This is a genomic window from Vibrio neptunius, assembly GCF_000967495.1.
In the GTDB taxonomy this organism is placed as follows: domain Bacteria; phylum Pseudomonadota; class Gammaproteobacteria; order Enterobacterales; family Vibrionaceae; genus Vibrio; species Vibrio neptunius.
The window spans coordinates 1-15298 of sequence record NZ_JXXU01000097.1 but is presented as its reverse complement, the minus strand read 5'-3'; the positions used below and the strand labels follow the sequence as shown (position 1 = coordinate 15298).

The 15298-nt window shown below is 44.7% G+C and carries 15 protein-coding genes; 9 read left to right on the top strand and 6 right to left on the bottom strand.

Features of this window, described 5'->3' with window-relative positions; translation table 11 throughout:
• Window positions 1–488 precede the first annotated feature (488 nt).
• Window positions 489–1367: a LysR family transcriptional regulator gene (locus TW84_RS22740; RefSeq protein ID WP_045977889.1), complete on the bottom strand. Its 879-nt coding sequence runs from the start codon at window positions 1365–1367 to the stop codon at window positions 489–491.
• Window positions 1368–1458: 91 nt separating this feature from the next.
• On the opposite strand from TW84_RS22740, the gene TW84_RS22735 reads away from it, so the two are divergent.
• Complete coding sequence (locus tag TW84_RS22735; protein WP_205622512.1) at window positions 1459–2421, top strand: nitrilase family protein; 963 nt, start codon at window positions 1459–1461, stop codon at window positions 2419–2421.
• A gap of 217 nt (window positions 2422–2638) precedes the next feature.
• Here the strand turns inward: TW84_RS22735 and TW84_RS22730 are convergent, their stop codons facing one another.
• The 3 genes from TW84_RS22730 to TW84_RS25155 all read right to left on the bottom strand — a co-directional run bounded on the left by TW84_RS22730 (window position 2639) and on the right by TW84_RS25155 (window position 5068).
• The gene (locus tag TW84_RS22730) at window positions 2639–4387 is read right to left on the bottom strand and encodes an ankyrin repeat domain-containing protein (RefSeq protein ID WP_045977887.1); all 1749 of its coding nucleotides are present in this window, start codon (window positions 4385–4387) and stop codon (window positions 2639–2641) included.
• Window positions 4388–4772: 385 nt separating this feature from the next.
• Window positions 4773–4910: a hypothetical protein gene (locus TW84_RS25290; RefSeq protein WP_338061765.1), complete on the bottom strand. Its 138-nt coding sequence runs from the start codon at window positions 4908–4910 to the stop codon at window positions 4773–4775.
• Window positions 4886–5068 carry a hypothetical protein gene (locus TW84_RS25155; protein WP_240478220.1) on the bottom strand — a complete coding sequence of 61 codons (183 nt, stop codon included), beginning with the start codon at window positions 5066–5068 and terminating at the stop codon, window positions 4886–4888. The genes TW84_RS25290 and TW84_RS25155 overlap by 25 nt, the downstream gene beginning before the upstream one ends.
• Window positions 5069–5250: 182 nt before the next feature.
• Here TW84_RS25155 and sbcB point away from each other — a divergent pair, with 182 nt between their 5' ends.
• The 4 genes from sbcB (at window position 5251) to cdd (ending at window position 9000) form a co-directional block, all read left to right on the top strand.
• Window positions 5251–6675 carry an exodeoxyribonuclease I gene (sbcB, locus tag TW84_RS22720; RefSeq protein WP_045977885.1) on the top strand — a complete coding sequence of 475 codons (1425 nt, stop codon included), beginning with the start codon at window positions 5251–5253 and terminating at the stop codon, window positions 6673–6675.
• Window positions 6676–6819: 144 nt separating this feature from the next.
• Window positions 6820–7185: a CidA/LrgA family protein gene (locus TW84_RS22715; protein ID WP_045977890.1), complete on the top strand. Its 366-nt coding sequence runs from the start codon at window positions 6820–6822 to the stop codon at window positions 7183–7185.
• Window positions 7185–7862, top strand: a complete 678-nt coding sequence (locus TW84_RS22710; RefSeq protein WP_045977884.1) for a CidB/LrgB family autolysis modulator — start codon at window positions 7185–7187, stop codon at window positions 7860–7862. The genes TW84_RS22715 and TW84_RS22710 overlap by 1 nt, the downstream gene beginning before the upstream one ends.
• 250 nt (window positions 7863–8112) lie before the next feature.
• Window positions 8113–9000: a cytidine deaminase gene (cdd, locus tag TW84_RS22705; RefSeq protein ID WP_045977883.1), complete on the top strand. Its 888-nt coding sequence runs from the start codon at window positions 8113–8115 to the stop codon at window positions 8998–9000.
• 48 nt (window positions 9001–9048) lie between these two features.
• Here cdd and TW84_RS22700 read toward each other — a convergent pair whose 3' ends face one another.
• Window positions 9049–10251, bottom strand: coding sequence for a cyclic di-GMP phosphodiesterase (locus tag TW84_RS22700; protein WP_045977882.1), 1203 nt, complete (start codon window positions 10249–10251; stop codon window positions 9049–9051).
• A 337-nt stretch (window positions 10252–10588) separates the two neighbouring features.
• Between TW84_RS22700 and purT the strand changes: the two genes are divergently transcribed.
• Window positions 10589–11764: a formate-dependent phosphoribosylglycinamide formyltransferase gene (gene purT, locus TW84_RS22695; protein ID WP_045977881.1), complete on the top strand. Its 1176-nt coding sequence runs from the start codon at window positions 10589–10591 to the stop codon at window positions 11762–11764.
• A 36-nt stretch (window positions 11765–11800) separates the two neighbouring features.
• Here purT and TW84_RS22690 read toward each other — a convergent pair whose 3' ends face one another.
• A complete protein-coding gene (locus TW84_RS22690) occupies window positions 11801–12451 on the bottom strand; it encodes a thiopurine S-methyltransferase (RefSeq protein ID WP_045977880.1) in 651 nt (216 codons plus the stop codon).
• Window positions 12452–12765: 314 nt separating this feature from the next.
• Here TW84_RS22690 and TW84_RS22685 point away from each other — a divergent pair, with 314 nt between their 5' ends.
• From TW84_RS22685 to TW84_RS22675, 3 genes are all read left to right on the top strand, one after another.
• Complete coding sequence (locus TW84_RS22685) at window positions 12766–13539, top strand: nucleotidyltransferase family protein (protein ID WP_045977879.1); 774 nt, start codon at window positions 12766–12768, stop codon at window positions 13537–13539.
• 59 nt (window positions 13540–13598) lie between these two features.
• Entirely contained in the window at window positions 13599–14066 is a 468-nt protein-coding gene (locus tag TW84_RS22680; protein WP_045977878.1) for an ASCH domain-containing protein, read from the top strand.
• Window positions 14067–14197: 131 nt separating this feature from the next.
• Complete coding sequence (locus TW84_RS22675; protein ID WP_045977877.1) at window positions 14198–15166, top strand: DUF3187 family protein; 969 nt, start codon at window positions 14198–14200, stop codon at window positions 15164–15166.
• Window positions 15167–15298: the final 132 nt, after the last annotated feature.

The following is a 15298-nucleotide window of genomic DNA, read 5'->3' as shown; positions in this document are numbered from 1 at the left end:
GTGGTGAACTGAACAAGGTTCGTACTACCGCTCACTAGTAAACGGCCAGCCTAGGCTGCCTCGCCCAGCTCACCGTAATACCAACCGGATTGTTCAAACAAAAACCAATCCGTTTTCTACAGGTGCGCCAAGGCAGCACATAGAGAGCAGCGTTTTGCTGACGCTCTATGCGACTAGTGAATTGAGGCGGGGTACGAATCCCGACACTGGATTTTGCCAGTGCTGTTGCAGGATATCGCTGGGGTTTAGAAGAGTCAACGCTTTCAGCGCGCAGGCCGATTAAGTGGCCAAAAATCAGTACCTTGTAAAGAGGTGTGTTAACAATGTGTCGAGTAAAGGATGAGGTTTAGACAAGGCCGTCACAGAAAACGGCTGCTATTGTTTAAGGCTGAGAAGAGATACCCCACCAAGAAAGTAAAGCTTACCAAGATGTGACGAACGATTTAGGGCGCTTTTGTACAAATATGAGTTTCATCAAACCTATAGAATCAAAGACGTTCAATTTGCATCTTCTCTACAAATTGAATGAAGTTATCTTTTGCAAAGCTCTCTAACTGCTCATTCCAAATTAGGCCAACATCCCAAGAGCTATTTACCCCAGACAGCTCCCAAAAGGCAACATTCTCATTCGCAATATGCTTTACACTTGCAGGGACAATAGTGAAGCCCAAATTTGCTGATACGAGTGCCAACAGTGTTTGAATATCATCGGCCTCCTGAACTACATTCAGTGTTTTCTCATGCTCTTCCACTAGCATGTTTATTTGTCGGCTTAGCCCCTTACCTCGCTCAGGGTTAAGCTGTAAATAATCGATTGAATCTAACAAAAACCACAGTTTGTTCTTGTCTATAATTTGACTTTTGTGCGTCGCAAGCACTAAGTGATCTTTACAGAGCTTCATGCCCTTCAGCGGAGCTACAGTTGGTAGTCGACTAAAACTGAGATGAAGATCCCCCTGAAGTAGCAATTCTGACTGCTTTTGAGATGGTATATCGTTAAGTGTAATGTGGATCTCTGGGTAGTATTTTTTAAACTTGGCTATGTAATCTGGTGCAAGGTAGTAGGAAGATATACCAAAACCTATATTGAGAGTTCCTGCAACTCCCTTGGCGACTCGTTGAGTTAGAGACTTATACGATTCAAAACTCGATACAATTCGTTGCGCTTCAGGTAAAAGAGCTGCGCCTGCCGCAGTTAGACTGGCCCCTTGTCTTCCTCTCTCAAATAAAACTACTCCACAAAAAGCTTCAAGGCGCTGAATCTTCTTAGTTAAAGCTGACTGAGTGATGTGTAAGTGCTCTGAAGCTACTCGATAGTTACCATCCATCGCTAACTGGCAAAATGTGCGTAAATCGACAACATCCATTCCATGTTCTCATTAATTATAGGAATTTTATTCATTATACGGAATCAAAGGAGCTTTTTAAAATAGTTGATATTCACTAAGTAAAGGAACAATTATGAAAGATATCCGTGTTGCTACTGTCCAATTTAACCACCATCCGAACGACAAAAACTACAACTTATCGGTCATTCAAAGTTACGTAGAAGAGGCAGCTAAACAAGGGGTAAAAATTATCGTCTTCCCTGAAATGTGTGTGACTGGTTATTGGCATGTTTCGAAACTCAAGAAATCTGAGATCAATGATTTGTCCGAGTTCATTCCACAAGGAGAAACGTCTCAACGCTTGCTAAAAATGTCTGAGCAATACCAAATCAGCATCGGCGCAGGTTTAATTGAAAAGGACAAGCACGGAAATCTCTACAATTCTTACGTAATGGCAATGCCTGATGGCCAGATATCCAAACACAGAAAGCTGCATACGTTTGTCAGCGAACACATGAAAAGTGGCAATGAATACACTGTATTTGATACACCACATGGATGCCGTTTAGGAATCCTGATTTGCTGGGATAATAATTTAGTCGAGAATGTTCGAATAACAGCATTAAAAGGGGCTGATATACTAGTCGCGCCTCATCAAACAGGCGGAACAAACTCTCGCAGCCCTAATGCGATGGGGTTGATTGATCCCCAACTTTGGCATAATCGTCACCAAGATCCAGATTCGATTCGTTCTGAAATGCAAGGTTCTAAAGGAAGAAAATGGTTGTTGCGTTGGCTACCCGCGCGTGCCCATGACAATGGTATGTTCCTGATATTTAGTAACGGTGTTGGGGTTGATATGGATGAAGTTAGAACGGGGAACGCGATGGTGCTCAATCCCTATGGTGAAATTATCGCTGAAACTGACTGCATCGATAATGATATGGTTATTGCCGATCTCAATGGGAAAGATCTAAATATGTGTACAGGCAGACGCTGGATCAGAGGTCGTAGACCTAATCTATACGCTCCCTTAACGATGGAAGGGAGTGAATTAACGCCTTATCAGGCAAGATTCTCGACACAAAAATAGATGGCGTAACTTATTGAGTGGTCGCCAACGAATAATACGTTGGCGCTTGTGAATAGATTTTTTCGTACAGAGCCCCTAAATTCAGATAAATTCAAGATAAATTCAGGATAAATTCAGGACACACACCAAAATGGGTAAATTCAGGACACACACCAAAAGACTAGAAAAAGAACTGAAGCCGTGCCTGTCCCCCATTGGTCGCGCCTTGTATCGACGCTTACCACCAGTAGTAGTCTTGAAATTCGTTTGGATCATGAGGTAAGGATGATAACCCCTCTCGATCTTGCAGGTAGAGAGAGGAAAAACGACTGCGTTTTTGCCTCGGCGCAAGATTGACCACCTGATCCATCAGTGCGGAAAGTTTTGGATCAGATAAGGGCGTACTGGCCACCACCAACTCTTGAATTTTCGGATAGAGCTTTACATACTCGGCGTTTGATAACCATCTCATTACCATTGGGTTATTTGTTCGCGTTCGGGCTAAGGATATCGCGGTGTCCCCTTCTTTATCTTTGAGCCCGGTGTCGGCTCCTGCCTTAATCAGCGCTCTCACGACATCCGCTTTTGAACGATCACTGGCTTCCATAAGCGCGGTTCTTCCGTCAGCATCTTGTCGATCAATATCCACCTTGGCATTGAGAAATTCTCTGACTGCTTCGAGGTGACCACGGGCACTGGCGATAAAAATAGGCTCTCGACCATGGCGATCGGTAGCGCTTGTGTTGGCCCCGAGTTTAAGCAGTGTTTCAATCGCCGATGGCCACCCGTAGAGACTCGCCGCCACTAACGGGGTTTCTCCATCTTTGTTAAGCGTCTCGATATTAACCCCTGCTTGTACGAGTAGCTCAATAATCTCGGCAGCGCCTGCTCTTGCGGCTTCACCAATAGGAGTACTGCCGCCGTTAGACAACGCTTTCACGTTTGCCCCTGCCTCGATCAACAATTTGGCAATGACGGCATGGCGCTGTAAACTGGCGGCCATCAGAGCCGTTCGACCATACTGATTGGTGACTTCAGTCTCTGCGCCTTCCGCTAACAATGTTTTTACTGTCTGGGCGCAGTCATTGTCAACCGCATAAATGAGCGCAGGTTTTTCTTGTTGAGTGCGAGTATGACGACAAATTTCTGGTTCGACTGGCAAGTTTTTGATATCAATGGATTGCCTGTATTGGCTAAAAAGCGCCACTATTTTGCGACTGTTGTTTATTTTTGCATAATCTAAAGCGGAATAGCCCGTCGAATCCCGTATATAGGTTTTCGCATTTGCTTTCAGTAACGCGTCTACAACATCAATTTTTCCGCTGTAACTTGCAAGTATCAAGGCCGTACGTGCAGCGCTTTGATTGTCTTTGATATCAAGATCTACATTGGCTGCAATTAGCTTTTCTACAATCTCAGTCCGCCCCTTTTGACTGGCATACATGAGGGCTGTCCAGCCTCTATGATAGTCCTGAATCGTTAAGTCAGCGTTCGCATCAATCAGTTGCTCTGCAATGGCGGCGTCCCTTTGTGTGCTGGCGTACAGCATGGCCGTCATGCCCGAATGATCTTGCACATTGAGATCGGCCTTAGCGGCAATCAGTTTCTCGGCCACATAAGCATTATTCTCGAGGGCGGCATACATCAGCGCCGTTACACCATCGTTATCCACTAAATTGAGTTGCGCTTTCGCCTTGATCAAATCTTCGATCAGTAAGGGGCTCTCTCCTCGGTGTTGAAGCATCGTGGTGGCGCTATGTCCTCGAGCCGCATGCATCAGAGGCGTGATGTTGTACAAATCTCGATTATCAGGGTTGTCGCCCAGTTTGATAAATTCTTTAGCTTTATCTAAACAACCAAATTTAACCGCAATCGGTAAACGAACGAGCGGATCGTTAAACAGTTTTTCCTTTTGGCAGTGGTAGGACCCGGCGTGAACTTGGCTAATAGTAGTGGCGATTAAACATGCCAAGGCCTTCTTAAGCATGAACTTTCCTTTTTTGGGGAGGGGGAGACATACTAAATCGAAATCATAAAAACTGTAAATAAAATCAACTAGATTCATTTAAAATCCATGTTGACTCTAAAGGTACGTTCATTCACCCCAACCCACAGGCGCCATCAATGGGGTTTTGAACGAGACCGTCAAAGGTGCCCGGATTTCGCCAACACCTTACTCACCTTGAATAATAAATTCTAAATTCAGGACACACACCCAAAGTATTTCTTGAGGAAGCATTTAGGGTTCTTCAAAGTTGGGGTGGAAAGACACTAAAGATAGTTGGAAGTCAATAACAACGCCGACCGGAGCCCAGGTGATGGTTAATTATGGGGTTAACCATAAGTTTATAGTGCCTGTCCCTAAATGACTTCTAAATGACTTTGACGAAGTCTGTTTCACCGGTTAGGGCAATTGCAGGGGTTCTGCCCTCTTGTTTCAGCTCAAGCATCCTTTTGTGGATTTGCCTTGCATTCTTAAGGCTGATTATCGGATACTTCCTGCTACGGATGCGTTTGTTTTTACCATTGAACCTGCAACGGTATTGAAAGTGATGTTTGCTTTGGGCGATATTTTCGCAATGAGCCCTTCACCGTCACTCAATTCTGCTCGGCCGCTATACTCAGATTGCTTAGCAATCGCCTTTAGTTGCTTATCAGTGATGCTCAATTTGTATGTCTTAAGAATTAGGGCACAGCACTTACAGAATTTGGACACATATTTAGACGCAAGTGCAAATGTAAAACGTGCAAAAACTAAAATATTCAAATCAAAATACAGCAACATGACTAGCGCTAATCGACTAATTTACAAGGCTTGATTTGAAGAATTACCAACAAAATAATAATGCTATGAACAATACCGAACAGCCCACATTCTTCTTTTTTGATTATGAAACGTGGGGAACCAGCCCAGCAAAAGACAGACCGTCCCAGTTTGCGGGTGTACGCACCGATATGGACTTCAATATTATCGGTGAGCCTCTTGTTATCTACTGCCAACCACCTTCAGACTATCTTCCATCGCCTGAAGCTGCGCTTATTACTGGTATCACGCCTCAAACAGCAGTTAGTAAAGGGCTACCAGAGCCGGAATTTATTGCCAAAATTCATGAGCAGTTGTCTACGCCAAACACCATCAACTTAGGCTACAACAGCATTCGGTTTGATGATGAAGTGACACGCTACACCTGCTACCGAAATTTCATCGATCCATATGCCTGGAGCTGGCAAAATGGCAACTCTCGTTGGGACTTGCTTGATGTTATGCGCGCCTGTCATGCGCTTCGTCCAGAGGGCGTTACCTGGCCGGAGAATGAAGAAGGCTTTACTAGTTTCAAGCTAGAGCACTTATCGGTGGCCAATGGCATTGAGCACGAGAATGCACACGATGCAATGGCCGACGTTATAGCAACGATCGAAATGGCCAAAAAGGTCAAAGCTGCTCAACCTAAGCTGTTTGATTATTTCCTTAGCATGCGCCACAAACGTAAACTCAACGAACTGGTTGATATCGTCAATATGACGCCGCTTATGCACGTATCGGGGATGTTGGGGCGTGAATGCAATTACACCAGTTGGGTGGTGCCAGTCGCTTGGCATCCAACCAATCAGAACGCAGTGATTGTTGTCGATCTAGCGAAAGATCCTCAGCCGTTATTGGATTTAGATGTTGAACAGTTGAATCAACGCCTCTACACCAAACACTCTGAGCTTGGCCAAGACGAGCTACCTGTGCCAGTCAAACTTATCCATCTCAACAAGTGTCCTATTTTGGCGCCAGCTAAAACACTAACGGCCGAAAATGCAGCTAACATAGGCATTGATAGAGAACAGTGTTTACAAAACCTTGAACGACTAAGACAACACCCAGAAATTAGAGAAAAACTCAATTCGCTATACAGCATCGAGCGAGAATACGAAAAGAGCGATGATGTCGACACCATGCTTTACGACAGTTTCTTCTCTCCTGCGGCAAAAAAATCAATGGACATCATACGAGAGACTGAACCAAACAACCTTTCTGCCCTTGATATAGCGTTCTGTGATGAAAGAATTGCTCCACTTCTATTTCGTTACCGGGCAAGACATTTCCCGGGGACATTAGACGAGATGGAACAAAAAAAATGGGCGGTTCACTGCCGCGAGTACTTCGAAAGTCGAATTGAGGACTACATGCTGAATTTAGAAAACTTAGTTCACGAACATGAGAGTGACGATAAAAAGATAGCTGTCTTAAAATCTGTTTACCAATACGTTCAAAAACTAGTATCTTAACAACTTATTGCCTGCACCCTATAACATCTAGGCCTCATCATACAATAACAACTACCACCTTGATCGAGGCCTGTGAACATACTGAATCTGAGGTTCAGCGATTTCACATACGCAAACGTTGATAAAATTTGGACGACACTACCTATGGCGAAAACCTTGCTTAAATACGTCGTATCTATGGGGCTGATTTTACTCTGTCTTATGGCAGGCATGAACCTTCAAAACCTTCTAGATATCTCTATTCCGGGAAGCATTATCGGTATGCTTATCCTATTCGCTCTCCTTGCGAGTGGCCTAGTACCTGTTGAGTGGGTACGCCCAAGCGCCACGTTGTTTATTCGCTACATGGTACTTCTGTTTGTACCGATCAGCGTCGGACTCATGGAGCATTTCGATCTGCTTTACAACAATGCCCTGCCCATTCTCGCTAGTGCCGTTGGAGGCACATTGATCGTCATCGTTGTGCTTGGACTGATGTTGGATAGAATGCTAAAGCGAGGTAACCAATAATGTGGCTAGTGGTGACGATTATCGTTTTCCTATCTGCGCGCTGGCTATGCCAAAAGGTCAGTAGCCCTTTTATGAACCCTCTGTTAATCAGTTTAGCGGTCATGATTCCGTTGCTTACCTATCTTCATGTGCCGTTTGAAACTTATTACGACGACAACAAATGGATTAATTTCCTACTCCAACCTGCTGTGGTTGCCCTCGCTTACCCTCTGTATGAACAACTGCCACAGATACGCGCTAACTGGCGGATCATTATGTTGGCGTGTGGTGTCGGCAGCATCATGTCGATGCTAACAGCCACCGTTATTGCCTCCTACATGCAAACGGATCTCTCTTTGATCGCTAGTCTACTTGGCAAGTCGGTTACGACTCCCATCGCAATGGAAGTGTCGAGCCATCTTGGCGGGGAGCCGGCTATTGCCGCTATTCTGGTTTTGCTGGTTGGCCTGTTTGGCGCCATCTTGGCTTACCCTATATACAACTGGCTTAACATTACACACCCTATTGCTAAAGGGTTGACTATGGGTACGGTCTCACACGCCTTAGGAACCGCGACTTGTGCCGAAAAAGACGCTCAAGATGCCGCCTTCAGTTCTTTAGCACTGGTAGTTTGTGGTGTGATCACCTCCATCCTCGCCCCCTCATTCTTTGCGCTGGCTATCTGGCTAGCAGCATAACTATTGCGTCGGGTTGCTTATCCTCGCATTCCGACGCACATCACTTTATCGAAGAGTGCAATCGTTATCATGTGTGAGCTCACTCTAATTATGAAATAACAAAATTCATTACATACTTTTATGTGATTCAAATCTCAGAAAAGTTCTCCGTGTTACATAAAATGTAATACCAGTATCAGGGCAAGCCACTCTAAACAGGTAACTCAGGCAAGCCCCAAGATACCTATTATTGCTTAAACAAGGATTCAATATGAGAAGCCGCATTGAACAAGCGCTGTCTGAAGCGCCAGCTAAAGTCGCAGAGTTCCTTTCTCCTATTTTGTTAGCGGATGATTTTGACGCGACGCTCTCTTCGGAACAATTTGCAGAGCTATTAACGATTTCCGGCTTGGAAGACGATGAACTGCGTGTCTCACTACTTCCTTTTGCCGCCGCTTACTCTTATGCGCCGATCTCGAAATTCTACGTGGGTGCCATTGTTCGCGGTCTTACCGGACGCCTGTACTTTGGAGCAAACGTAGAGATCTTAGGGGCCCAACTCGGCCAAACGGTTCATGCAGAACAATCCGCCATCAGCCATGCCTGGATGAAAGGCGAGCAAGGTATCTCTGACATCACAATCAACTTTAGCCCATGTGGCCACTGCCGACAGTTTATGAACGAACTGACGACGGCGGACAGCTTGGTAGTCCAACTACCTCAACGTGATGAAAAAACACTAAAAGAATACCTACCTGAATCCTTTGGTCCATCTGATCTTGGCATCAAATCCGGTTTGATGGCGACTATAGATCACGGTAAAAAGTGTCAAGAGTCTGATGAAATGATACTGAAAGCCCTGAGCGCGCTCAATAAGAGTCACGCGCCGTATACACACAACTTAAGTGGCGTGAGCATCAAGCTGAAAAACGGCAAAGTGTATCAAGGTGCCTATGCTGAAAACGCAGCATTTAACCCTAGTCTTCCACCTCTACAAGTGGCACTTATTCAACTCTTACTTGATGGTGAATCTTTTGACGATATTGCAACAACCGCGCTAGTTGAAATGTCTGAAGGTTCTATTAGTCACCTCGCCGACACGCAATCAACTCTGGAAGCAATTAACCCAGATATTCCTGTTGCGTATCTGGCCATCTAAGACCACAAAACTAAAAGGCGCTGAAAAAGCGCCTTTTTTGCAGTCTGATCAAACATCAAAGAAGGGAGTCGGATCGACATTTAGGTTAGACGGAGCAATCGCTCTCTCGATTTTATACTGGCTATTTTTAATATCGACAAAGCTAACGTCAACAAAGCGCTTGTATTTACGCGAATAAAAACACTTCACTTCTGGTTTTAAGGGCTCATCTGGGTTCGATGTCCAAACAATACCCACCCTGCCATCATTGAGCTCGACCAATGCTCCCACAGGATAAACACCGATACAGTTGATGAACTTATAAACCAAGTCCCGATCAAGATGAAATGGCGTTAAACTCAATATTATCTTGAACGCTTCCGCCGAACTCATCCCTTTTTTGTAACAACGGTCGGCAGTCAAGGCATCGTAAATATCAACAATACAACTCATTCTACCATGCAGCGGAATTTCCTCGCCTTTCAGGCCTTTAGGGTAACCATTACCATCTAACTTTTCATGGTGCATCAAACACACATCTCGGCTGATGTCTCCTAATCCCTCCACCGTTAGGATAATCTCTTCTGCAAACACCTGATGAAGCTTCATATGATCAAACTCCTCAGGTGTGAGTTTGCCAGGTTTATGCAGAACTTTGTCATCGACCTTGATTTTACCAACATCATGAATGATGCCGCCAATTGCAAGCTGTTTAAGCGTGTCCTTTGGCAAATCAAGATGCTTACCAAAGGTGACGAGTAAGGTTGCAACATTGACTGAGTGTTCAAGCAAGTATTCGTCTTTGTTACGCAAAGCAGAGACACAATGTAACGCATCTGAATCAATCAATACGGTTTCAATAAGGTCGTCGGCCCACCCCTCCAATTCATCGACATGAATCGACTTATCATCAAACGTTTGGTTGAGGATTTTTTGAGCCAGATCTTTCGCTTCACGGATGATCTTTGAAGCTCGCTTTTGCTTGGAAAACCGGCTCATAGACTTTCGCTTTACCGGTGTGGTCGATGCACTTTCTTCGGGTAGAGCCTCCTCAACCACCGGCTTAAAGACACTTCCTTTGACAGAAAGGTTTTGGTCCACCCACGCAAATCTAATTCCATTTTTGATCAGCTGCTGAATAGCTTGCTGGGAGGAGACTCTACCAGCATTGGCTAAATTAACGCGTTCGTTATCTTCGATTGCGGTAACAAACATTCCAACCGTCAATGTATCAATTGGAACCTTTATGGAGTTGCTTGGATCGTATTTCATCTATCGGCTAAGGCTACTATTGTTAATTTTATAGTTTGAGTGAATTATAAGCTCAAACTCATCATTCTACTTAAGTATTCTCATTATTGATACAAATCACAATAATAATTTGTTTGTTACATCAAAGTTTCACTGGTCTCAAAAGCTCTAACTTATTGATGAAATTCGGTAATAAGGAAAGCAGCATCCTTCAAATTTTTTTTCCGCTATGGCTGGCTGAGCGAGGTTTCGTGGTCTTGCACTGTATCCTCCCGACACAAAAAGCAAACGTTTGCTTTTTATCTATATATACGTATGATTCGAGTCAACTTCATATCCGCGTATTTAAAGGTTATCTATGTTTGGTACTGCAACTCGCAACAATGCGACACGAGTTTTACTCCTAGGCTCGGGAGAGCTTGGAAAAGAAGTCGCTATTGAATGTCAACGTTTGGGCTTGGAGGTCATCGCTTGTGATCGATATGAAAATGCCCCCGCAATGCAGGTAGCACACCGTAGCTACACACTGAACATGCTTGATGGTGATGCACTAGAACAGCTCATCGCCAAAGAAAAACCCGATTATGTAGTACCTGAAATCGAAGCAATTGCTACAGATAAGCTGGTTGAGCTTGAAGCCAATGGCCTCAATGTGGTTCCGACAGCGAATGCTACTCGCCTAACAATGAATCGAGAAGGAATTCGGCGAATGGCAGCAGAACAACTTGGCCTCAATACTTCCCCTTACCATTTTGCAAGCTCCTATGAAGAGTTCATTCAAGCCATTGAATCTGTTGGTATACCATGCGTGTGTAAACCGATCATGAGTTCTTCAGGCAAAGGTCAAAGTGTCATTAAATCAGCGACAGACGTAAAAGCAGCATGGCAATACGCTCAAGAAGGTGGCCGCACAGGCGCAGGGCGTGTCATTGTTGAAGGCTTTATCGATTTTGATTATGAGATTACTTTATTAACCGTCAAAGCGATTGATGGCATCCACTTTTGTGCTCCGATCGGACATCGCCAGCAAGACGGTGATTATCGTGAATCTTGGCAACCTCAAGCGATGTCTCAAGCCGCCCTATCTGCCGCACAGCATGCCGCTAGTAAGGTGGTTAATGCATTAGGAGGCCGCGGCACCTTCGGTGTCGAACTGTTCGTCAAGGGTGACACCGTCATTTTCAATGAAGTCTCTCCTCGCCCGCACGACACTGGCTTGGTCACTCTCATGTCTCAAGACAGTTCGGAATTCGCACTGCACGTACGCGCTTTCACTGGCTTACCTATTTCAGGTATCACTCAATACGGTCCAACCGCATCTGCCGTGATTTTAGGGCAAGGTCAATCCGAGAATATTCAGTTTGAGGGAGTCACCGACGCTCTAGCCGAGCCGCAAACTCAGCTACGTTTGTTTGGCAAACCTGACATCAACGGACGAAGACGCTTAGGAGTGAGCATTGCTCGGAGAGACACCATTGAGCAAGCAATAGAAAGCGCTTTCGCCAGCGCAGCTAAGGTAAACATCGTTTATTAAAATAACAGCCCCTGCGCTCAAACACAGGGGCTGTTATCATTCGCTCTCGATCAAATACACTTCTTCTGCAAAGTGGGATAAGCCTTTCTTCGCTATCTTCGGGTGCTTCTCATCAGCATCATCACGATACAGTTTGGAAATTTTATATTCTGAGAACAGTTGGCGAACTTCAGACTCGGCGACCGAAAATGGAGGACCCGCCATTTCAGCCTGTGGGTAATCCAGAGTGACCAACAGAATTCTACCGCCAGGTTTAAGCAATGACTTGATTCGTTGAGCGTAATCAGTGCGCATTTCTTCTGGCAATGCGACGAGAGCAGCGCGATCATACACAATCTCGACAGGCTGAACCGGCGCAGTAAAGATGTCTCCGTTGTAAATAGATAGCTCATCAAACTGATACAATTCATGCTGCCCACTTATTGAGGTCACGGTAGGCGTATAAAAATGTTCAGAAAAAAAAGAGCGTACCGCAATTTTACTCAGTTCTACGCCTTGAACATCATCATGCTTGGTCGCTAACCAGACAAGATCTTCTGTCTTACCGCATAGTGGGACAAACACTTTATCCTCTCTGCTCGGTTTTGTTTCGGACCAATACTGAACCAACAATGGATTGACATCTTCGCGGTGAAAACCAATTTGGTTTGATGCCCATTTACTGTGCCAAAATTCTGGATCTTTCATTTCTATTCCCTACCTGACGTGACTGACTCATAGCCTATACCAAAGCATTTCTGAGTGGTATCCCTCAAACTGTATAAAACGTTCAGATTAGGTTCAGGTTGGATGTTTATACTTATTTACAACTTGAGAATGAACCATAAGCGAATCAGACGCTCAAATAAATTGAGAGAGTTCAAATAATTAGATCATGGGGTAAAAACGATATTGTAATTCGTCAGCAAGCCCCAATATAAAGAGTAGAGATAAGTACGTTTTGGCTGTTGAGCCTTTTCTTGCACCATTTACCCAAGACGCTACGAATCTAAGGAGAGTGAATGAGCCTATTTCTGCGAACTACGGCCCTGATGCTTTTAATGCTCAGCCGCGCACCAGCTTTCGCCGCTATTCCAACAACACCCGGTAGTGAAGAAAATCGTTCAACGAACCAGAACGAAGTCTGTTCCAAAGCATTCAAACATAACCTAAGTGGCCTGTATGGCATCCAATCTACGCCAACAACTCCTCTTCAGCCCTACTCTGACTTCGATATTCTTTACAGCAAAGCACACCAAGCTCAAGCTGAACTAGAAATGCTCTGTAAGAGCACCGCTATGTTGACCTCAACGGACGCTTACTTTGCCGGAGTGAAGTCGGCAGACAGAGCAAAACAAAAAATAGCTTACGAACTGGATGGGGATACAGAACGTATTACTGACCTCGCCCGTGCAACGATTGTTGCCAATGACATCGAAAGCTTGATGTCGGCTTATGAAGTGTTAAACCGTGAAACTACTGTCGTGAAGGTAAAAAATCGCTTTAAGAAACCCGGCGCTTCGGGCTATCGTGACTTGAATCTGTTAGTTCAGCTTCCAAAGACCAAAATAGTGGCTGAAGTCCAGCTACATCTGAAAGCCATTGCTGATGTAAAAAGCGGTCCAGAACATGACCTTTACGAACGCATTCAGAAAATAGAGCGTCAAGCCGCTTCAGAGAGTCGAGACATCAGTGAGTTTGAATTCGCCCAAATTAAGACAATGCGAGCTCAATCCAAAGCGCTTTACCAGCAAGCATGGCTGCCTTATATTACCACCCATCTTAGTGCCGCCTAGGCCCAATGAAATAGAATCGCCCTCTCCGATTGAGAGGGCGATTGTTCAAGGAAGACAGTGTGACCCCACAACAACAAACATACCTAGACCAATATCTCACCACTTTGACACCTCAGCAGAGAGGAGCGATACCAAGTACCATCGCTGAATACTTTTGCGCTGATGAGTTTAATGCCAACGAATGCGCCAAATTGATAAACGAAGGTGTGAAGAGAGCAAGTTGTAGTCTGAAGCAAGGCTACGATATTGAACAAGAGCCCCTTCCTCAGGTTGGTCGAATCACGGTAGTGCTTAACTGGCAACAGGAGCCAGTGTGTATCATTCGCCTGACAGATGTTTCAGTTTGCCCTTTCGATCAGGTTAGTGCAGAGTTTGCTCGCTCAGAAGGAGAAGGTGACCTCAGCTATGAATGGTGGCGTGAAGCACACATTAAGTTCTTTACTCAATACGCAGGTGAAATTGGCGCCGAATTCAATTTACAGTCAGAGTTAATACTAGAACGGTTCGAAAAAGTATATCCATTGTAACAACCCTATTCAGCCTTCAGCCACGGTGGGCCAGATTGACAACATCTAGCCCATATCCGATCACAAACTCTGCACACGACAAAATCATAAACTATAATTTTATCAGTTACATAAGCATTTGAAATGACTATATGATCTTTTGTCGGCAGTTTTTGTTATCTCTCATTCCCCTAATCATCGCTAACACTGCGTGGGGTCAAAGCGATTACGGACCTGTACAAAGCTATACGCAATCACCTTTTCATACCAACAGTTTGTCACCTCAGCTCCGTTCTGGGTTTTCAATGGATGAAAACGAAGCTGAAGTCTATGGTACAGGTATCATTTCAAGTATCTGGGCTGTCACTCCAGATTACGAATTAGACTATTATCAAAATCAAATCGCCGTCGGTGGCAAATGGCAGGTCGCTTCAGAATGGCAAGTAGAATTAAGCTATCGCTGGAACTACGCTGGCAACAACCACCTAGATCGATTAACCATCGCGTTTCATGATTGGGTTGGCATTGATCAAAACGGCCGAGAGGATGTGGCAAACGACCGATTTGTCATCAATATGCCTGAGTATGGCATAGAGTTGCAAGACTTCCGTGGAGAGAGTCTAAGTCACGCGATCACAAGCTACGTACAATACCAACTGATCAACAAAGAACATCACGGGCTTTCTGTTGGTGGGTCTCTATATTATAACGACACCAAGCACGGCGTTTTCAGTTCTTCAGAATTCGAACAAGGCATCCAGATGAACTATGGCTATCGCCGAGACAAGCATTCTCTCGATACCCTACTCGCCATAACTTTTCGCAACACGCCAACCGTGTTCAAAGATATGCCCTATCGTTCAAGTACTTGGACAGTCGGAGCAAGTTATCGCTACCAGTTATTGGAAAAACACCACCTGATCGGACAAATTGCATTTCATGAGGGCGTATCAAACGGAGAAGATGAGTTTTCCAAGCCATCGACTGAGTTCACCTTTGGCTATCGCTATCAGATGGAAAACTCGGCAATAGAGTTGACTGCCGTCGAGAACATGTTTAATGCAGACAACAGCACAGATATTGCGTTTGGGATCGGATACCGCTACCGATTTGGAAGTTAACGAATAATACTAAGTACCAAATACCAAATACAATAAATACCGAATAAATACCGCGAATAAATACCGGACACACACCCGCAAATACCGGACACACACCACACCAGTAAATCGTCAGTAAGACTCACCAAATCA

Bases quoted from the DNA above. Each gene is read 5' to 3' on its own strand.
- TW84_RS22740 (WP_045977889.1), bottom strand. From the start codon at position 1,367: ATGGATGTTGTCGATTTACGCACATTTTGCCAGTTAGCGATGGATGGT.
- TW84_RS22730 (WP_045977887.1), bottom strand. From the start codon at position 4,387: ATGCTTAAGAAGGCCTTGGCATGTTTAATCGCCACTACTATTAGCCAA.
- sbcB (WP_045977885.1), top strand. From the start codon at position 5,251: ATGAACAATACCGAACAGCCCACATTCTTCTTTTTTGATTATGAAACG.
- TW84_RS22715 (WP_045977890.1), top strand. From the start codon at position 6,820: ATGGCGAAAACCTTGCTTAAATACGTCGTATCTATGGGGCTGATTTTA.
- TW84_RS22710 (WP_045977884.1), top strand. From the start codon at position 7,185: ATGTGGCTAGTGGTGACGATTATCGTTTTCCTATCTGCGCGCTGGCTA.
- cdd (WP_045977883.1), top strand. From the start codon at position 8,113: ATGAGAAGCCGCATTGAACAAGCGCTGTCTGAAGCGCCAGCTAAAGTC.
- TW84_RS22700 (WP_045977882.1), bottom strand. From the start codon at position 10,251: ATGAAATACGATCCAAGCAACTCCATAAAGGTTCCAATTGATACATTG.
- purT (WP_045977881.1), top strand. From the start codon at position 10,589: ATGTTTGGTACTGCAACTCGCAACAATGCGACACGAGTTTTACTCCTA.
- TW84_RS22690 (WP_045977880.1), bottom strand. From the start codon at position 12,451: ATGAAAGATCCAGAATTTTGGCACAGTAAATGGGCATCAAACCAAATT.
- TW84_RS22685 (WP_045977879.1), top strand. From the start codon at position 12,766: ATGAGCCTATTTCTGCGAACTACGGCCCTGATGCTTTTAATGCTCAGC.
- TW84_RS22675 (WP_045977877.1), top strand. From the start codon at position 14,198: ATGATCTTTTGTCGGCAGTTTTTGTTATCTCTCATTCCCCTAATCATC.